The sequence below is a fragment of the Aminobacter sp. P4_H6_2 genome (genome assembly GCF_056400805.1).
On record NZ_JBFUKO010000043.1, the window covers coordinates 1 to 18,872 of the forward strand.

The 18,872-nt window shown below is 61.8% G+C and carries 19 protein-coding genes and 1 pseudogene; 7 read left to right on the forward strand and 13 right to left on the reverse strand.

Going from position 1 to position 18,872, the window contains the following annotated elements; translation table 11 throughout:
* From AC1DUU_RS05845 to AC1DUU_RS05870, 6 genes are all read right to left on the reverse strand, one after another.
* A partial coding sequence (locus AC1DUU_RS05845; protein WP_476782476.1) for an extracellular solute-binding protein occupies positions 1-447 on the reverse strand: 447 nt, incomplete at its 3' end.
* Between the two features lie 86 nt (positions 448-533).
* A complete protein-coding gene (locus AC1DUU_RS05850; protein WP_476782494.1) occupies positions 534-1,568 on the reverse strand; it encodes an ABC transporter substrate-binding protein in 1,035 nt (344 codons plus the stop codon).
* An 18-nt stretch (positions 1,569-1,586) separates the two neighbouring features.
* Positions 1,587-2,387 (reverse strand): ABC transporter permease, encoded by an 801-nt coding sequence (locus AC1DUU_RS05855; RefSeq protein ID WP_476782477.1) that lies wholly within the window; start codon positions 2,385-2,387, stop codon positions 1,587-1,589.
* Positions 2,380-3,300 (reverse strand): ABC transporter permease, encoded by a 921-nt coding sequence (locus tag AC1DUU_RS05860; RefSeq protein WP_476782478.1) that lies wholly within the window; start codon positions 3,298-3,300, stop codon positions 2,380-2,382. Before AC1DUU_RS05860 ends, AC1DUU_RS05855 begins: the two co-directional genes overlap by 8 nt.
* 3 nt (positions 3,301-3,303) lie before the next feature.
* Complete coding sequence (locus tag AC1DUU_RS05865) at positions 3,304-4,398, reverse strand: ABC transporter ATP-binding protein (RefSeq protein ID WP_476782479.1); 1,095 nt, start codon at positions 4,396-4,398, stop codon at positions 3,304-3,306.
* Between the two features lie 126 nt (positions 4,399-4,524).
* Entirely contained in the window at positions 4,525-6,201 is a 1,677-nt protein-coding gene (locus AC1DUU_RS05870) for an amidohydrolase (protein ID WP_476782480.1), read from the reverse strand.
* A gap of 213 nt (positions 6,202-6,414) precedes the next feature.
* Here AC1DUU_RS05870 and AC1DUU_RS05875 point away from each other — a divergent pair, with 213 nt between their 5' ends.
* Both AC1DUU_RS05875 and AC1DUU_RS05880 read left to right on the forward strand, forming a co-directional pair.
* Complete coding sequence (locus AC1DUU_RS05875) at positions 6,415-7,089, forward strand: TetR/AcrR family transcriptional regulator (protein ID WP_476782481.1); 675 nt, start codon at positions 6,415-6,417, stop codon at positions 7,087-7,089.
* Positions 7,086-8,117, forward strand: coding sequence for a histone deacetylase family protein (locus AC1DUU_RS05880; RefSeq protein ID WP_476782482.1), 1,032 nt, complete (start codon positions 7,086-7,088; stop codon positions 8,115-8,117). Before AC1DUU_RS05875 ends, AC1DUU_RS05880 begins: the two co-directional genes overlap by 4 nt.
* A 7-nt stretch (positions 8,118-8,124) precedes the next feature.
* Here the strand turns inward: AC1DUU_RS05880 and AC1DUU_RS05885 are convergent, their stop codons facing one another.
* The gene (locus AC1DUU_RS05885) at positions 8,125-9,309 is read right to left on the reverse strand and encodes a TMEM43 family protein (protein ID WP_476782483.1); all 1,185 of its coding nucleotides are present in this window, start codon (positions 9,307-9,309) and stop codon (positions 8,125-8,127) included.
* Positions 9,310-9,721: 412 nt separating this feature from the next.
* Here AC1DUU_RS05885 and AC1DUU_RS05890 point away from each other — a divergent pair, with 412 nt between their 5' ends.
* Both AC1DUU_RS05890 and AC1DUU_RS05895 read left to right on the forward strand, forming a co-directional pair.
* Positions 9,722-10,423, forward strand: a complete 702-nt coding sequence (locus AC1DUU_RS05890) for a helix-turn-helix transcriptional regulator (protein WP_476782484.1) — start codon at positions 9,722-9,724, stop codon at positions 10,421-10,423.
* Positions 10,420-11,181 carry a helix-turn-helix transcriptional regulator gene (locus tag AC1DUU_RS05895; RefSeq protein ID WP_476782485.1) on the forward strand — a complete coding sequence of 254 codons (762 nt, stop codon included), beginning with the start codon at positions 10,420-10,422 and terminating at the stop codon, positions 11,179-11,181. Before AC1DUU_RS05890 ends, AC1DUU_RS05895 begins: the two co-directional genes overlap by 4 nt.
* Positions 11,182-11,187: 6 nt before the next feature.
* On the opposite strand, the gene AC1DUU_RS05900 is transcribed toward AC1DUU_RS05895, so the two are convergent.
* Genes AC1DUU_RS05900 through motA form a run of 6 tightly spaced genes read right to left on the reverse strand, consistent with a single transcriptional unit; the run spans position 11,188 to position 16,093 of the window.
* Positions 11,188-11,631: a hypothetical protein gene (locus tag AC1DUU_RS05900; RefSeq protein ID WP_476782486.1), complete on the reverse strand. Its 444-nt coding sequence runs from the start codon at positions 11,629-11,631 to the stop codon at positions 11,188-11,190.
* On the reverse strand, positions 11,628-12,704 hold the full coding sequence (gene flhB, locus AC1DUU_RS05905) for a flagellar biosynthesis protein FlhB (protein ID WP_476782487.1): 1,077 nt from the start codon (positions 12,702-12,704) through the stop codon (positions 11,628-11,630). The genes AC1DUU_RS05900 and flhB overlap by 4 nt, the downstream gene beginning before the upstream one ends.
* Before the next feature lie 26 nt (positions 12,705-12,730).
* On the reverse strand, positions 12,731-13,741 hold the full coding sequence (locus tag AC1DUU_RS05910; protein ID WP_476782488.1) for a flagellar motor switch protein FliG: 1,011 nt from the start codon (positions 13,739-13,741) through the stop codon (positions 12,731-12,733).
* Positions 13,742-13,784: 43 nt separating this feature from the next.
* Positions 13,785-14,189 carry a flagellar motor switch protein FliN gene (gene fliN, locus AC1DUU_RS05915; protein WP_476782489.1) on the reverse strand — a complete coding sequence of 135 codons (405 nt, stop codon included), beginning with the start codon at positions 14,187-14,189 and terminating at the stop codon, positions 13,785-13,787.
* 57 nt (positions 14,190-14,246) lie between these two features.
* Positions 14,247-15,182 (reverse strand): FliM/FliN family flagellar motor switch protein, encoded by a 936-nt coding sequence (locus AC1DUU_RS05920; RefSeq protein WP_476782490.1) that lies wholly within the window; start codon positions 15,180-15,182, stop codon positions 14,247-14,249.
* Between the two features lie 35 nt (positions 15,183-15,217).
* Positions 15,218-16,093 carry a flagellar motor stator protein MotA gene (gene motA / locus AC1DUU_RS05925; protein ID WP_476782491.1) on the reverse strand — a complete coding sequence of 292 codons (876 nt, stop codon included), beginning with the start codon at positions 16,091-16,093 and terminating at the stop codon, positions 15,218-15,220.
* Positions 16,094-16,246: 153 nt separating this feature from the next.
* On the opposite strand from motA, the gene AC1DUU_RS05930 reads away from it, so the two are divergent.
* From AC1DUU_RS05930 to fliI, 3 genes and pseudogenes are all read left to right on the forward strand, one after another.
* Positions 16,247-17,368 (forward strand): DUF1217 domain-containing protein, encoded by a 1,122-nt coding sequence (locus AC1DUU_RS05930; protein WP_476782492.1) that lies wholly within the window; start codon positions 16,247-16,249, stop codon positions 17,366-17,368.
* Positions 17,369-17,375: 7 nt separating this feature from the next.
* Positions 17,376-18,098, forward strand: a complete 723-nt coding sequence (gene flgF / locus AC1DUU_RS05935) for a flagellar basal-body rod protein FlgF (protein WP_476782493.1) — start codon at positions 17,376-17,378, stop codon at positions 18,096-18,098.
* Positions 18,099-18,872, forward strand: a pseudogene (gene fliI, locus AC1DUU_RS05940) (flagellum-specific ATP synthase FliI); the annotation flags it as partial.

Below are 18,872 nucleotides of genomic sequence, written 5' to 3' on the forward strand. Positions count from 1 at the left end.
GTTGACGACGGTGCCAACAGTACCCCATGCCCACGGCACGGAATATTTGCGGTTGGGGTCGAATTCGGGATTGGCCCATTCCGGCGCGATGTTCTTGGCGTTCTCCATGCCGCCGGGATTGGTCTCGAGCAAAAGGCCTTCCTTGATCCAGATAGGCAGATGCGTCTGCGAGGGAACGGCGATGTCGAAGCCGCTGCCGCCCTGGCGCACCTTGGCAAGTGCGGTGTCATTGGAGTCGTAGTCGGTGACCGTCACCTTGACCTTGTACTTCTCCTCGAACTTTTTGATGACGTCCGGGTTGGTGTAATTGCCCCAATTGTAGATGTTGAGCGCACCTTCGGCGTGGGCGAGGCCYGTTGTGGCCAGCAGTGCCAGGGCCGCTGTGGCGGCGGACAATCTCGATTTCACGGCAATACTCCTTCTGTTACCTGTGACGTCTTCTGCCATGTGCAGAAAAAACGCTTGTGACAGCCGGGATCGATCTTCATCGATCCCGGCTGCGTTGTTTCAGGCTGGACGCCCTGCGCGTAGGCTTACTTCTGCAGTTCGGTCCAGATCTTGGTGTACAGCGCCTGAATCTCCGGCGAGCACAGGCGCTGCAGTTCGCCGCGCGATTTTTCAGCCTCTGGAATGATCACTTCCGGCGCGTCCTTCATGTCGGCCGGCATGAACTTGTCGGAACCGGCGATGCCGTTCGCATAACGATGGAAGGCAGAGTTCAATGCCGCGTTTTCCGGATCCATCATGAAGTTCTGGAACAGCTTGGCATTTTCAACGTTCTTGGCTTCCTTCAGCACAACGACGTTATCGCTCCAAAGCCCATAACCTTCCTTGGGATAGTTGAAGTGGATCGCCGGATTGGCCAGGCGCTGGCGCAATGCCGAGCCGTTCCAGTCGCTGGTCGCCTTGAAGTCGCCGGCCCCCATCTTCTCGATGGTGTTGTACTCCATGGCGATCCAGTTCGGCTTGGCTGCGACCAGCATGTCGCGCACCTTCTTCAGAACCGTCTTGTCGTCGGTGCACTGTTCGCCGYCGACATACTTGATCGCCGCAAACATCACGTCSTTCATTTCMGGAACGACGTTGACCTTGCCCTTCAGCTCMTCMGGCGTRTCGAAGATGATSCCCCAGCTGTCGGCCGGTCCCTTGTATGTGTCGGTGTTGACGACGACGCCGATCGTGCCCCAGGCCCATGGCACCGAGTATTTGCGGCCGGGATCGAAGTCGGGATTGGCCCATTCCGGCGCAATGTTCTTGGCGTTTTCCATCTTGCCCGGATCGGTCTCCTGGATGAGGCCTTCCTTGATCCAGATCGGAATGAAGGTCTGAGACGGAATCGCGATATCGAAGCCGGTGCCGCCCTGGCGCACCTTGGCGAGTGCTGTGTCGTTGGAGTCGTAGTCGGTGACGGTGACCTTGACGCTGTACTTCACCTCGAACTTCTTGATCATCTCGGGGCTGATGTAATTGCCCCAGTTGTAAATGTTCAGCTCGCCTTCGGCGGAGGCGAGGCTGGTCGAGGCCAGCAGCGCCAGGCCAACGGCCATCGACATGGATTTCAGGTTCATCATTCCACTCCCGTTGAACTAATCCCGTTTTCTGCTCATGAAGAAGAACAGTGTGACGATGACGACCGACAAGAGCAGGAAGACGGTCGAGATCGCATTGACCTCCGGCGTGATGCCGCGGCGGATTTGCCCCAGCATGTAGGTTGGCAAGGTGTCCTGGCCGCCCGACTTGACGAACTCGGTGATGACCACGTCATCGAGCGAAATGACGAAGGCGAGCATCAACCCGGCGATGATGCCGGGCCAAAGCAATGGCAGAGTGACCCTGCGGAACGCCTTCCATGGCGTGGCATAGAGATCGGCTGCGGCGCGTTCGAGCGTCAGGTCCATGTTCTCGAGCCGCGCCCGGATCGGCAGGTAGGCGAATGGGATGCAGAACGCGGTGTGCGCGGCGATCAGATAGCCAAGCCCCGAATAGCCGGTCGCAATCTTGACCTGGGCAAAGAAGATCAGCAGCGCCACGCCGGTGACGATCTCAGGCACCATCAGCGGCTGGTTGATAAAGGCGTATTTGAACGTCAGCCCGCGATAGGGTTGCGTCCGTGTCGTTGCCAGTGCCGCCATGGTTGCGGCAATCGTCGCCATGATCGCCGCCGCCGAAGCGATCTTCAGCGAACGCCAGGAGGCGTCGATCACCTGCACGTTGTTCCAGGCGGAGACGAACCAGCGCAGCGAAAAGCCACCCCACTCCGAAACCGAGGTCGACTCGTTGAAGGCATAGGCGACCAGCACCACGATCGGCAGATAGAGCAGCACGAAGCAGGTCGCAGCGATCGCGGTGAAGCCGGTCTGGTGTCGTATCGAAAACCGCTTAGCCATGACGCGCATCCGATCCGGACGTGTTGCGGACATAGACCAGCAGCGCCACCATCACGATCGCCATGACAGTGATCGACAAGGCGGCCCCCAGCGGCCAGTTGCGCCCCTGCCCGAACTGCAATTCGATCAGGTTCGCGAACATCATGTTCTTGCCGCCGCCGAGCACGCTCGGCGTCACATATGCGCCGATGGCCGGGATGAAGACCAGGATCGAACCGGCGATGACGCCCGGCTTGACCATCGGAAAGATGATCCGGCGCAGCACCTGCCAACGCGTGGCGTAGAGATCGTAGCCCGCCTCGACGAGACGGAAGTCGAGCTTTTCCATGCTGGCATAAAGCGGCAGCACCATCAGCGGCAGGTAGACATAGACCATGCCGACCATGATGGCGAAGTCGGTGAACAGCATCTGGATCGGCTGGTCGATGATGCCGAGCTTGATCAGGCCGGTGTTGATGATGCCTTCGTTGCGGATCACCTGCAGCACGGCGAAGGTGCGGATGAGAAGGTTGGTCCAAAACGGGATGGTGATCAAGAACAGCCAGATGTCACGCGTCCGCTCCGAACGCGTCGCGATGAAATAGGCTGTCGGGAATCCGAAGATCAGCGTCGCCACTGTCGCCATGAGGGCAAGCTTCAGCGAGCGCCAGAAGATGGTCAGATGCGCGCTGGCAAAGGCCAGCGTGTCGTCGAAAATGTCGCGCTCAAGCAGGACCGACACCCAGCCGTCGGTGGAGAATTTCCACACCACGTCGCCATACGGTCCCGGTGTCAGGAACGAATAGATCAGCACGATCAACAGCGGACCGGAGGCCGCCAGGAAGATGATGATCAGCGCCRGCGCCGACAACAGCCAGCGCTTGCGCAAATCGCGGCTTTCATTGAGCTTTTCGACTTCCGCAGCAGTGGCCATGGCTCAGTCCTTCAGGATCTGGGCCGCGTCGTCACCGATGACGACGCCGACGCGCTCGCCGCGCTCGAAGGTGGCATCCGCCCCGCGCGCATTCTGCTGGCGAACGGTAAACGTCTCGCCATCGTCCAGCTTGATGTGTACATGCGTATCGGTGCCGAAATAAACGACGTTTTCGACAATGCCCGAAATGTCGCCCTGCCCTTTGACGGCCTTGGCGTGCTCTGGACGGATCACGACAGTTGCGTCGCCATCGGGCTTAAAGCCCTCGGCAACGGTCGCGGAGATGGAGGCGCCGGACTTCAGCGTCACCTTGGCCTTGCCGCCGTCGAAGCTGTCGATCTTGGCGTCGAGGAAATTGGTCTCGCCGATGAAATCGGCGACGAAGCGCTCGGCCGGGCGGTCGTAGATATCGCGCGGACTGCCCACCTGCAGGATCTTGCCCGACGACATCACAGCGATGCGGTCCGACATCGTCAGCGCCTCTTCCTGGTCGTGGGTGACGAAGATGAAGGTGATGCCTGTCTCGTGCTGCAGCCGCTTGAGCTCGATCTGCATTTCCTTGCGCAGCTTGTAGTCGAGCGCCGACAACGGCTCGTCGAGCAACAGCACCTTGGGCTGCGGCGCGAGCGCACGCGCAAGGGCGACGCGCTGCTGCTGGCCACCTGAAATCTGGCTGGTGCGGCGCTTGGCGAGCTTTTCCATGCGCACCAGCTTCAGCATCTCGGCCACCCGCGCATCGATCACGGCGCGCGACTTGCCCAGCATTTCGAGACCGAAGCCGATGTTCTGCTCCACGGTCATATGCGGAAACAGCGCATAGGACTGGAACACCGTGTTGACCGGCCGCTTGAACGGCGGCAGCGGCGCGATATCGCTGCCATAAAGCAGGATCTCACCTTCGGAAGGAAAGTCGAAGCCGGCGATCAGCCGCAAAAGCGTGGTCTTGCCGCAACCCGATGGTCCGAGCAGCGTGAAGAACTCGTTTTCCCTGATCGACACCGAAACGGTATCGAGCGCCGCTACCTGTGCCTCACCCGTTCCAAAGACTTTACGAACGCCGCGAACTTCAATCGCATTCCTACCCGGTGTGTCCGGCACGCATAACGCCCCATTGTTTCGTCCACCTTGCTGGCGAACTTGTTCCCGTTTCGATTGTCACCACATGCCTCAAGGCTTGGCAACAACAGCTGTCATCTCACTGGTCGAGCAATCGCCGTGCCACCATCAGGCCTGGTAGGTCACCTTGCCGCCGCAGATCGTCGTCACCGGCCGCACCTCGTGCAGACCTTCAGGCGCTATTGCTTCGAGATCGGCCGACAGCACGACCAGATCACCGAAGAAGCCGGGTTTCAGCTGGCCCTTTTTGTCTTCCATGAATTCGGCATAAGCACCCTCAACCGTGTAGCCGGCCAGCGCCTGATGCAGCGAAACGCGCTGGTCGGGCATGTCGTCCGCCCAAGGCTTGCGCAGCATGGCCGCCTGCATGCCCAGAATCGGGTCTATGGGCGCTACCGGCCAGTCCGATGCAAACACCACATGGGCGCCGGCATCGATCAGCGTGCGGGTCGGATAGGCATAAGGCCAGCGCTCCCGGCCGATACGCGACACAGTCGGCTCGAGCGGGAAGCTCATGCCTCCTGGCGGATGGGGCGGCTGCATCGAGGCGATGACGCCAAGATCGACAAAGCGCGGAATATCGGTCGCGGTGGTCAGCTCGATATGCTCGACGCGGTGACGGCTGTCGCGCTTGCCGTTGGCCTTTTGGGCTGCCTCGTAGCCGTCGAGCACGGCGCGTACGGCACCGTCGCCGATCGAATGCACGGCGATCTGCAGGCCACGCCTGTCGATCTCGACAGCAATGCGCGAAAATTCCCCCGACGAAAACAGCGGCTCCCCAACCCAGTCAGGGCGGTCGGCATAAGGCTCGATCATGACAGCCGTCCACGAGTCGAGCACGCCGTCGTAAAACAGCTTCACCATGCCCGATGACAGCCACTCGCTGCTGTAGCGCTCGGCCATGTCTGATGCCTTGTCAAGCATGTCGAGGGTCATGAAGTTCTTGTAGTGGAACGGGATCTTTACCCGGCAGATCAGGTCGCCCTCGGCCTCGACCTCCGACAGGAGCTCGAGCTGGTAGTAGTTACCGTCCATGTTCTGGACAGAGGTTATGCCGTGGCGCGCGCACCAGTCGAGCCCGCGCCGCATGATGGCGCGGTCGCCGGCACGTTCCTCGGCACTCGGCATCGGGTCGGGTTCGCCGCCGGTCGACAGCCCGAGCCGCACGCGGCCTTCGCCGGCAAGCTTGAGTACCGGGTTGAACGCCTCGTTTTCGCGCAGCTCGCCCTCGGCCAGGCCATCGGTGCCCATGACGATCTCGTTGCCGGGCGTCAGCTCGCGCCCATGTAGCACGTCGGCCATCTCGAGCGCCCGGGTGTTCGCCCAGTAAGTGTGGTGGTCGGGTGCCGCCATCAGGAACGGCCGGTCGGGCAGGATCGCGTCAAGATGATGCCGGGTGACGCGCTCGGCGCCGACGATCGTGTAGTCCGCGCCTTGCCCCACCAGCATGCGCGCATCGGGCCGCGACCTGGCGTAGGCCTGCACCGCATCGCGCAAGGCCTCGAAGCCGTGGACGCCGGCGAGCTGGAGATGGGCGAGTTCGGCCGCACCCGAAAAGAGATGCATGTGCGCTTCGATGAAGCCCGGCACCACCGATCCGCCACGGGCATCGATGACCTTGGTCTGAGGTCCGCGCCAAGCTTCCACCGTTTGCTTGTCGCCGACAGCGGTGATCAAGCCGTCTGCGATGGCCACCGCTTCCGCCGCGGGCCGGGTCGGGTCCATGGTCAACACGCGGCCGTTGATGACGATCAGATCGGCATTGCGAACCGTTTGGACAGACATCGCGACTCCGCGCTCTTGACTGACTGAGACCGTTCAAACTTGGAAGGTTGAGGCCGGTCCGCTATCCCAGGAATTCCTCGCGTTTCCCTGAAGACAGCAACGGGAAAAAATGCGACTAATTATTCGCGTTTGTCAATATGCGGGATTGTGGATGCGTTGTGGAGGACGCGCTCGTATATGATGACCGCGCCTAGGGAGCGAGAAGATCATTCCGTGAATCGCAGTCTCAGCTGGAAAACCACGACAGCGCTCAAACCGCGCAAGCAGCCCCGACAGGAACGGTCGAGCAAGGTGGTCGACAGGATCCTCGATGCCGCCCTGACCTTGACCAGGGAACAAGGCACCAAGACGCCAACGACGCTTGCGATTGCGCAGCGCGCCGGCTTGTCCGTCGGATCGGTCTATCAGTACTTCCCCAACAAGGAAGCTATCCTTCTCGACCTCGCCCGGCGCTGGCTCGGCGCCTTCCCCGAAGTGATCGCCAAGCGTATCGACGCTCCGCGCCCCGCCAATCGCGACGAATTTCAGCAGGAGGTGGACAAGCTCTTCGTCGACACCTCCAGGCTCTATCTCGACAACGCCAATCTGATGCCAGTCATCGAGGCCATCACCGGCAATCCCGATCTCAGGCCCATCCAGAACGAATACGACGAACAGATCATCGCCCTCTACGCCGCCTGGCTTCAGCATATGAATCCCGCACTTCAGGATCAGGTCGCCAGCCGGCTCGGCGTGGTGATGATGGAAGTCGGCCACGTCTGCCGTCTCGTCGGGCTCAAGCGCGACCGCAAGGCCTTCGATCTCATCCAGGACGACGTCAAGATCATGTGGCTTGCCCTCGTCGACCCCTATCTCGACTTCAACCAGAACCAGGAAGGATTTTCATGAAGACAGTCTTTTCGCCGCTTCACGCCGGCCACAGCGGCCAGATGGAGCTTGTTGCGGGTGCCATCGTACCCGGCTTCGAAAAACCCTCGCGCGCCGAGATCATCAAGGCGCGGATCGAAAATCAAAAGCTGGGGGACATCCTTGCGCCCGAGGTGCATGACCTCACGGCTGCCAAGCGTGTGCATACCGCCGACTACATCGACTTCCTGCCGACCGTCTGGCCGCAGTGGGAAGCCGCCGGCAAGTCGGGCTCGGCAATCCCCTTCGCCTGGCCGACGCGCGGCCTGCGCGGCGATGTGCGCCCGCGCAACATCGAGGCCTTGCTCGGTTTCTATTCCTTCGACGGCGGCGCGAGCTTCGTGAAGGGCACATGGGATGCCATCAAGTCGTCTTATGACGTGGCACTGACCGCGGCCCATCTGGTCAAGGCTGGCGAACGCAGCGCATTCGCGCTCTGCCGTCCGCCTGGCCACCATGCCGGTGCCGCCTTCATGGGCGGCTATTGCTTCATCAACAACGCCGCCGTCGCCGCCCAGTGGTTCCGCGATCAGGGCGCCAAGCGCGTCGCCGTTCTCGACGTCGACTACCACCACGGCAACGGCACCCAGGAAATCTTCTACGATCGCCCCGACATCCAGGTCATCAACCTGCATGGCGACCCGATGACCGAATATCCGTTCTTCCTCGGCCATGCAGACGAGCGCGGTTCAGGCGCAGGCGAAGGCTTCAACCTCAACTACCCGATGCCCTTCGGCAGCTCGTGGGAGAAGTGGGGCGAAGCCCTTGAGGATGCCTGCCAGAAGCTTGCCGCCTATGCGCCGGACGTCGTTGTCGTCTCGCTCGGCGTAGACACCTTCGAAAGGGATCCGATCAGCCAGTTCAAGCTGACCAGCGCCGACTATCCCAAGATTGGCGCGCGCATCGCCAAGCTTGGCCTGCCTACACTGTTTGTCATGGAAGGCGGCTACGCCGTCGACGAGATCGGCATCAACGCCGTCGGCGTGCTCACCGGCTTTGAGGGGCGGTAATTGCCATCTACGCCGTCGCGCCCCCTCGCGGCGCGGCGGCTGCCGCCTTGCGCTTGCCGAACCTCGTCAACACGTAGGCCAAGGCAAGCCCTCCGACCGCGATGCCGACTGCCAGGAGCGGTCGGTACCAGAACCACGCCACGGCGATCGTCGCCGACCCCACCAGCAGCGCCAGCACGAAGGCGACAAGCCCGGCGCCCATGCGCACGATGCTGCCGACGAAGGGGATCACATCGGCCAACACGCCGAGCGGGGCCAGTAGCAATCCGAAACCGATGGCCAGCAAAAGCAGGCAGCCGGCGCGCACCAGCCAGGTGATGATGGTGTTGGCGCTCACGGCATTTGCAAACATCTTTTCGGCCGGCACCTTGCCGGCATCGACGAGCAGCAGTTCATCGCCCGCGACCGTCTGGTAGGGCGAAAACCTGTGGCCGCTCTGCTGGCCGATGACGCTGATGTCGCCGAGCGRCACCAGCCTATAGCCAATGCGATAGTCGCCAATCGCCGGCGATGTCGGGTTGACGCCAAGGAATATCCGGCCATCGACGACGCTGATGCGCTCGGCGCCGGAATGGGCGTCCTGGATATCCGAGAGCTGGGTCGGCGATATGGTCAGCGGCTGGGCATCTCCGATGCGGTCGAGCACCGGTTCGTCCAGTATGAATGCGCCAAGCCTGCCCTCGGGGATCTGGAACGATCGCGTCGCGATCTCCATTGACGGGTTCTGGTGGTTGGACGGTTGCTTGAACTCGGATGACGAGATCGGCCGGTCCTGCCATTGCTTGGCATAGCTGTAGGTAGTGACCGTCTCCTCGCCGCCGCCCAGCTTGGTGGTCGTCTCCGATTTGGAATTCTCCACCCACTGGTACATCTCGACGTTGCGCACCAGGCGCACGCCTTCGGCCGATATTGCAAAGTCCGGGTCGCTGAGCCCTTCCGATGTGCTCATGGCTCCGCTGGTATGGATGAGCTTGCCCTCATTGGCGCCGTTGATCGCATCGGACGGCACCGACACCACGGCACCCGCGCCTTCGGCCAAAGAGCGCGCCGTGGTCACCGCCCTGCCCTCGTTCCAGAACAGCACCGCCACCATGGCAGCGACAAGGATCAGGCCGACCAGCACCCCGCCGACCGCACGCTTGATCCGCCCGAACCATGATACGCTGGTCACTTCACGAATTTGCTCGCTCATTGCATTCCCCTGCCCGCAGTGGACGCAGCGTTATGCCGATTGTGTCAGCCGATCAATGGCGATTGTCGCGAAGCTTTCCCCAAGGTTTCCGCGAGCTTTCAACCCGCCTTGAGTCTGTCGAAGGACTCTGAATTAACTTTTTGTCAATTATGTTTGCAGAGCGATTCGCGAGCGGTTAGATTAACCACGAATCAGCCGGTCCTCGGGGGGCGCGGCGAACCACCAACTCTCTGAAATGCCGGGAATTTTCCCGGTGGAGAGCGCGTCAGGTTTCGCGCGACCAGTACGGATTCGGCCGATGGATGCCCCAGGCGTCCGCGTCGTGTTTTTACGTCAAAGTTATGGATATTTCGACCGGATCGGGCCGCCGCCCAACTCCGGTTCCCAAATGGATTCCGGCAGAAGTTTTGAGATGACCGCCCTCGCAGCCCGCCACGAACATACGACCGTCGCAGCAAGGCTCGCATCACGCAGCGATCTCACCGCTTTCTTCATGAACCTGACCGACGAGATCGGTGCCGACGGCTATATGCTCGTCGCCATCGCCCAGGACCAGGAGCGCGACAATCTCCAGATCATCGCCTCGAACTGGATCTATGACGCCATCCAGCTTGCCGGCCATGCGCTTATCGCCGGTCTCGCCCAAGGCCCGTTCGCCAGCGCGCCCGGCGGCCGCCCGCAGAGCCTCATCGCCTCGCAGGCACCAGGAATCCTTGGCGGCGAAGAAGCCCGCCTGCTCGACATACTCGGCCATGCCGAAATTTTTGCTCTACGCCTGCATGTCGGCCGCCAGCGCCTGTTCGTGCTGTTTTCCGCAGACGAAGCTGGCCGCATTGACCCGGCCGTCATGCCGCGCACTCAGCTCGAATGCTGCTATGCGCTGTCGCAGGCACCCAGCATCCTGGCAGCTGCGACCATGCAGGACCCGCTCTCCGACCGCGAGCGAGAATGCCTGTTTTGGGTGTCCGAGGGCAAGACCACCGACGAGGTCGCGCTGATCCTTGGTGTGTCGTCCAACACCGTCAATTCCTACATCACCCACGCGATCCAGAAACTGTCGGCCTCCAATCGCGCCATGGCGATTGCGACCGCGATCAGGAGCGGCATCATTTGAGCTACGCCCAGGCAAAGCAGCTAGGCCGCGCGTCGGACTGCCAGCAGGACGTTTCGTCCGCCAGCCACGCCGCCACAATCGGCATGCCCGCCGTAACCCTTGCCGACGCTGCCAAGCGCTGCCGCTGGATTGCCGTCGATCTCGGCGCGCGCGATTTCGCGCTTTGCCTCGCCGGTTCGTCCGCCGACAGCAGCCGGCTCACGCCGTGCTTTGATTCCGACTATCCCAGCACCATGTCCGCTGCCCGCCTTCTTGGTGGTGGCATCGGCGAACATCTGATGCGTCATGCGCGCCAGTCGACCGCGCCATGCTGGTGGGCAGACAACGCCGACGCAGCACACGCTTTCTCTGAACTTCCCTGGACGAGCCGCATCGAGCCGCTTGCACAGAGCGGCCGCGGTATCGCCTTCCCAGTCTACACCGACCGCGGCCAGGTCGGCCTTTTCATCTTCGCCGGTCCTGAGCTTTCACCCAACCCGCAATCGCTACATGACCTGCATGGCCGCTGCTTTCAGCTGTTTGATGCGGTGGCTCGTATCAACGCCACCCAGTCTCGCGAAATGCCTTCGATGTCGCGTCGCGAGATCGAATGCCTGAAGCTGACTTCGCGCGGCTACACCAGCGAAGAGATCGCCAAGCTGCTCAAGCTTTCGGTCCACACCGCCAATCAATACCTCACCCAGACGACGCAGAAGCTCAACGCCGTCAACCGCATGCATGCGGTCGCCAAGGCGCTGCGTCTGGGCCTGATTGATTAGTAATCCTTAGGCCGCCTCTGCGCGTGGCGTCTCCGGCCGCCGGAGCATCGCATGCTGGATCGCGGCTGCGAGATATTCGGTGTTCTTCTCGGGCTCGGCATCGGGCTTTTCGAAGGAGACGTAGTGCACTTCGACCGAGGCATTGTTGGCGGTCATCGACAGCTGGAAATAGATCACTGCACCTTCGGGCCTGAGCTCGAGGTCGAGCACGATGCGCGGAGTACACGTCCAGCTGACATGCGCCTCGCCGCCCAGCCCAAGGCGCAGCGCGCCTGGCATGAAATAGAGTTCAGCGGCTGAATCGACGAGATCCGCCACGTTGGCGAAATGCTCCATCCGGATGAAGGCGATGTAATCGGCCAGGTCGACGAGGCGCAATTCGCGCACTACCGGCTGGATGGCCGTTGCGACAAGGACTTCACGGGACGAAGCATGCTGCTGATGTTTCATGACTGATTGCGCTGAGCCCTGTTTCCGTAAACGATCCGCACCAGTTCGGCGACGGCCTGATAGAACTGCGATGGAATGATATTATCCACCGAAACTTGCTTGTACATGGAGCGGGCTAGAGCCACGTCCTCGAAGACCGGAATGCCGTTCTGTTCGGCGATCTCGCGGATCTTCAGCGCCACCAGATCTTGCCCCTTGGCGAGCACGACGGGCGCCGCATCCTCGTTGCGCACATAGCGCAGCGCGATGGCGAAATGGGTCGGATTGGCGATCACCAACGTTGCTTTCGGCACCGCTGTCATCATGCGCTGGCGGGCCCGGTCGCGCGCGATGGAGCGCAGGCGCGACTTGACGATCGGATCGCCTTCCGACTGCTTCATCTCGTCCTTGACCTCTTGTTTGGTCATGCGCTGTTCCTGGAACCAGTGGAAGCGCGACCACACGATGTCGGCGACGCCGATCACCCCCATGACGAAAACGATCGCCACCAGGATATCGACGGCGATATCGCGGATGACACTTCCGAAGGCCACAGGATTGGTGATCATGCCGGCGAGCAGTCGCCGATGATCGTCCGAGAGGACGAAGTACAGCACGATCATGACGAAGCAGAGCTTGGCCAGCGACTTCAGGAATTCGGCGAAGCCCTGCGCGCCAAACATGCGCGACCAGCCCTTGGTCAGCGAGATCCTCGAAGCTTGCGGGCGGATGCGTTCGCCAACGAACTGCGGAATGTTCTGGACCAGCGATGCGCCGAGACCGGCGACCACGAGCAACAAAAACAGGCTTGCGACTGCCCGCCCGACCTCGACAACGACAGCCTGGTAGAGCTCGATCACGTCGCGCTCGGTACCAAGCGGCCAGGCTTCCGGCTGTTCGAGGAAATTCGACAAAAAAACGCCGAGTTCGGCCACCGAGCTGCTGGCAAAGAACACGGTATAGACCATGATCGCCAGAAACGAGGTGAAGATCGCGACTTCCTTGGAGACAGGCAATTTGCCTTTCTCCATCGTGTCGCGGATCTTCTTCTCAGTCGGCTCTTCTGTTTTGGAGTCTTTGTCTTCGTCCGACATCGCTCAGCAGTCCCGCGCGGACGGGATCAGGCGGCTTCTTGCGTCGTTGGCAGTTCGAGGAGACCCTCGTTTGCCATGCGCAAAGCCGTGGAGGCAATGGTCTTGCGGGCACGCAGGATGTCGGCAGGCTGGATGCCTTCCGATCCCTGGCTGAGTTCGGATTCGATCATGCGGCGCGAGCGCGCGCCGATCGACGACAGCACAGCCTCGGCAAGCGGCAGGGCCGTGCCACGCAAGGCAAGCGTGATAAGCTCGCTCGACAACCCGTCGAACAGCGCCACGCGCGCTTTCTGCGACATCGTGGGAACATCGTCGAAAGAAAACAGCCGGGCGCGGATGGCATCGAGATCGGCCATGCCGACCTCGCGCAGGTCGCTCATCACTTCTTCGAGCTGCGACTTGTCGAGTTCGTTGAGCACGCTGGCGACGCGGGTCTGCCCGGCCGAGGTATCCTTCTGGGCGCTTTCGGTCAGAACGCGGGTGCGGATCTGGTTTTCGACCAGCCTGGTCGCAGCTTCAGATACGTTCGTCAGTTCCATCATCCGCTTGATGATTTCGCTGCGCGCCGGCTTTTCCATCGTCAGCACCACGCTTGCGGCATAGTTCGGCGCGAGGTTGGACAGGATCATCGCCGACGTCTGCGGATGCTCATTGGCAAGGAAAGCGCCGATCTGGGCGGCTTCGAGCTTTTCGAGCTGCGGCCACACCGGCACCGTTGTGTCCTTCTTGGCCATGGGCTCGTCCTTGCCCATCAGCGCCTTCATCTCTTCGGGCGACAAGGACTCGTTGAGGATCGTGTCCATCTTGTCTGCGGAATCGAGCAGGCCCGCGCCTTCGGTGAACTCGGCCTCGAATTCGGCGACGATCCGTTCAAGGTCGGCCTGCGGAATGGTCTGCAGCAGCCGCGCGCCTTCGATCAGCGCCTTGAGTTCATCTTGCTTGAAGAACTTGAGCAGCCGGCTCGCCGACGGCTTGCCCATCGCCACCAGTATGGCCGCCGCCTTTTGCGGCCGCGTCAGCGTCGCCAGCGTCGTCATGCGGAAGCCTTTCGAAAAGCAAGGGAAAGCACGTTCAAGGTCCTCAAGCGGTCTTGGTCGCGGCAACGATCTCGGTCAGGCGGATACCAAAGCGCGACGGATCGCTTTCGAGCACGGTGATTTCGCCGCGCGCGATCCGGCGGCCATTGACCACCACGTCGACCGGCTCGCCGATGCGACGGTCGAGTGCGATGGTCGAACCCTTCTGCAGCGTCATCAGGTCAGCCACCGGCATTTCGGTGCTGCCGAGCACGATCTGCACCTCGACTGGAATGTCGAAGATGACGCTGTTGTTGCCAACGCTGGAGGTGCGGGCAATACCGGGACGCTTTTCTTCTTCGCTCAGAACGCCACGCAGTTCTTCGATGGCGCGGTTGAGCTGGTCGTCCTCGACTTCGACTTCGACTTCGGGCTTTTCGACCTCGGGCTTGGACTGCGCCTTGCTCATCGGTGTTCTCCAGTTCTGTCGTTCGCGGTGCCTCACGCTGCTTGGCAGCGCATCGGCTCAGCCCGCGACGATCCCTTCAATTGTTTCTTCAGTGGCGTCGATCGGACGCTTGATGCGTACGGTGTAGTTCTGGCCGAGCTTGCCGAACTCGCAAGCAAACAGCGTCTTGCCACGCGCGGCGATCACGGCATTGGACTGGGTGTTCTCAGCCAGTTCGATGACCTGCCCGACCGCGAGCCCAGTCAGGTCGCCGAGCGTCAAGCGCCCGAGCGGCATCGATGCTTCAAGGCGCACGGTCGAACGCATCAGCTCGTCGGAAAAGCGTGACCGCCACTCGGTCGTCGGGATTGCCTCGGCTTCCTTCTCGGCCTTTGAGCGGCGATCTTCGATCAGCACGCGCTGCGGCAGGGTCAGCACCAGCAGGCCGCGCGACACGGCCGTCGAGATCGACAGCGTGACGCGGGCGGAAGGCCCGTCGCGGAAAACATGCTTCTTCATGACAGTGCCGGTCATCGCTTCGGCCACCGGCAGCTTGACGCCGAGACCACCGTCAGGGCCTTGCACGTTCATGGCGCGCGCCACGTCCTGGAAAATCAATGTCGCAACGCTCGTCTCGATCGACGACAGCTCGCGGTCGATCGGCGCAACCTCGCGGCTCGGATCGCCGCCGAACATGATATGCACCAGGATCGCCAGCGCTTGCGGATCGAGCGTCATCACCAGCCCGTCCGGAGACGTCTGGGTGATCGCGACCGACATGGCCTGGTTGCTTTTACCCGCCTTGGCGTCGGCCATGCGGGCGAGCTTGACTTCGACCACCTCGACGAAGACCTGCTCCGGCAGCACTTCGCTCAAATACTTGGCAATCAAAGGCGACGAGCGCTCGGCCAGACGACGGGCGGCGGAATGCACCTTGGCCGGCTCGCCGGTGTCGCCCAGAAGGCGCTCGATCACGATGTCGCGTGGTTCCGCCGGGCTTGCGGTGGTGTTCATGGCTTGCGATGCCCTTTGTCAGCGTCCCGCATCGGTCAGGCCGCCTTCTTTTCGGTATTGCCGGTGTTCAGCGTGCTCTGCTCCACCGCATCGATCGACGGGCGATCATAAGACGAGATCGTCTTGCGGCCGAACTCGATCGCCACCTGCGGCAGCGAGCCGTTCATGTAGGCAAGCAGCGTCTGCTTCACGACGATATAGAGGCGGTTTTTCTTCTCGCGGACCGTCTTGACCTTGGTGGCGATCGGGTTGACCACCGAATAGGACAAGAAGATGCCGAGGAAGGTGCCGACAAGAGCCGCACCGATCAGGCCGCCGAGTATCTCGGGCGACTGGTCGAGCGCGCCCATCGCCTTGACCACACCGAGCACGGCGGCGACGATGCCGAGCGCCGGCAGGCCGTCGCCGACCGCGACCAGCGCATGATAGGACTTGAGCTTGTCGGCACGGATGGTCTGGATTTCTTCGTCCATCAACGCTTCGATCTCGTGCGAACGTGCGTTGCCGATGATGATGATGCGGCAATAGTCGCAGATGAAATGCGTCAGGTCGTAGTTTTTCAGCACCGTCGGGAAAGCCTGGAAGATCGCCGACTCGTCCGGATTGTCGATATGGGCTTCGACTTCCGAACGCGTCTTGGTGCGCAGCTCGCGCATCAGGGAATGCAGCACGCCCAGCGTTTCAAGATAGTCCTGCTCTTTCGGCACCGCCTGCTTGAAGGCCTCCATGATGCCCCTGCCGGTGTCCTTGACGGTGGCCATCGGGTTGGCCACGAGGAAGGTACCGAGGGCAGCCCCGCCGATGATGACGAGTTCCCAGGGCTGCATCAGCACGTTTAGATGTCCGCCCATCGCCATGAAGCCGCCAAGCACACAGCCCAGCGTCACGACGAGTCCGATCAGAATGCCCACAGGCAGGTCCTTCCGCATTCAAAGCACTATGCAGACACAGATAGCTCGCGTGCCTTGTGTGAGGCTTGAAGGAACGCAGCAAAATGATTCAGCCTCGCGCAAGCATTTGAGCGTAGCCTTCCCCGACTATCCTGCGGCGGAAGGGCTATTGTCATGCTCAATACCTATACAAGCTATCACCTGATCGCGAGGGACATCGGCAAGGCAATCGACCGTGTCGAGTCCCAGCCCACCGTCGAGCGCGAGACCGAATATTATTTGAAGAACATCAAAAACGTGAAATCGATCGACGAGTTCGTCAAGAACGACCGTCTGTTCAAATACGCCATGAAGGCGCACGGTCTCCAGGACATGGCCTACGCCAAGGCGTTCATGGTCAAGGCCCTGAAGGAAGGCATCACCAGCAAGGACAGCTTCGCCAACAAGCTGACCGACAAGCGCTACGCCGAATTCGTCAAGAGCTTCAATTTCGCCGAGCTCGGCCCGCAGGCCACCACCTACAACAAGGCCCAGCAAGGTGCCGTCAGTCAATATCTGGTCAAGGCAGAACTGGGCGGCCTCGACCCCAAGTCGGAAGCCGTCCAGAAAGAGGTCAAGTACTACCTCGACAACATCATCAAGGTGAAGTCCGCCAAGGACCTGCTGGGCGACGACAGGCTGTACAAATTCGCCATGACGTCCTTCGGCATCGAATCTTCGATCCCCAACAAGGAGATGATGGAGAAGGTCCTGGCTGGCGGCGTTCGCGATCCGAATAGCTACGCCAACCAGATGACGAACAAGAGCTACGCCGCCTTCGCCAGCACGTACAATTTCGAGGCCAATGGCGAGACTGCCACCACCACCAATCCCTCCCAGAGGCCGGCCGTCGACAAGTTCATGCGCCAGACGCTGGAGGAAAATGCAGGCAAGGACAATGAAGGCGTGCGCCTGGCGCTCTATTTCGAGCGCAAGGCATCGACCATCACCAGCTTCTACCAGGTGCTTGCCGACCCCGCCCTCGCCAAGGTCCTGCGCACGGCGCTTGCTCTGCCCGAATCCTTCGCCGGCGCCAATATCGACCGCCAGGTCGCGCTGTTTGAGAGCAAGCTCAATGTCGAGGACTTCTCCAATCCCAAGAAGCTCGGCGAATTCATGAAGCGCTTCACCAGCCTTTGGGAAATCAACAACCCCTCCTCACCGGTGCAAGCCTCCGTCGGCGTGCTTTTCGGCGGCTCGCCGGCCGCTGGCGTATCGACCGACCTGCTGTTTGCCATGCAGAAGCTGAGGTTCTGAGGACATCATGCAAAACGGTCTCTACGTCGCGCTTTCCGCCCAGGTCGCACTCGAAAAACGCCTCAACACCATCGCCGACAACGTCGCCAACGCATCCACCGTCGGCTTCCGCGCCACCGGGGTGAAGTTCGAGGACGTCGTCTCCGGCCTCGGCCAGAAGTCGGTGTCCTTCACCTCGCCCGGCGACACCTATCTTTCGACCCAGCATGGCGGCATGCGTGAAACCGGCAACCCGTTCGACTTCGCCATTCGTGGCGACGCCTGGTTCGGCATCGACACGCCCGCCGGCGTGGTGATGACGCGCGACGGCCGCTTCTCCATGACCCAGGACGGCCAGCTCGTCACCGTCGAGGGCCACCGGGTTCTCGACGCCGGCGGCGCGCCGATACAGCTCGACCCGCGTGCCGGCCCTCCGACAGCGGGTGCCGACGGCGCGCTGCGCCAGGGTGACCGCCTGGTCGGCGCCATCGGCCTCTACGAGTTCAATCCCGGCATCAACTTTGTCCGCTATGGCAATTCGGGCGTCGTGCCGCCGACACCGCCCCAGCCGATTGTCGACCGCATGAACGCCGGCATCGTCCAGGGCTTCGTCGAAGAGTCCAACGTCAATCCGATCAAGGAGATGACCAAGCTCATCATGGTGCAGCGTGCCTTCGAAAACACCGCCGCGCTGATACGCCAGAACGAAGCCTCGTTCTCCGACGCCATCAAGACGCTCGGCTCGAAATAAGTGAGCACGTCCCTGACCGCCATCCGCAACGGGCCACAGCCGGTCCACCACAATCGGCTCGAGGCGCTGGAGCGTATCCAGAACCGCTTCACTGACGACCGCCTGCTGGTCAGGCGTGGGGGCAGGGTCAGCGAAATCGCGCCCACCCACTATAAGGTCGGCGGCCTGTCCGCGAGCGCGCGGCTCGGCGACATCGTCGAGCACCGTGGACACGGCCGCAACCGCCGTGGCGAAATCGTCCAGATCGGCCGCGACGAAGTGCTGGTCGCCCCTTATGAGAGCAGTGCCGAGGTCGGGGTTGGCGATGCCGTCTTCACCCGCGGCCCGATCGCCATCACCCCGCATCCGAGTTGGCGCGGACGCGCCATCGACGCCCTTGCACGGCCCATCGACGGTGGTGCACCGCTGATCCGCAACGCCAAGCAGGACGCGGCCGAAGCCGTGCCGCCAGCAGCGCTCGCCCGCCAGCGCGTCGAAACCGGCTTCATGACAGGTGTCCGCGTCATCGACATCTTCACCCCGCTCTGCCTCGGCCAGCGCATGGGCATTTTCGCCGGCTCCGGCGTCGGCAAGTCGACGCTTCTTGCCATGCTCGCCGGCGCCGATGCCTTCGACACGGTCGTCGTCGCCCTGATCGGCGAGCGTGGCCGCGAAGTCCGCGAATTCCTCGAAGACACCATCGGTGCGGCCTCCATGGCCAAGACGGTCGCGGTCGTTGCCACCTCCGACGAGAGCGCGATGATGCGCCGCCGTGCGCCCGACACAGCTATGCGC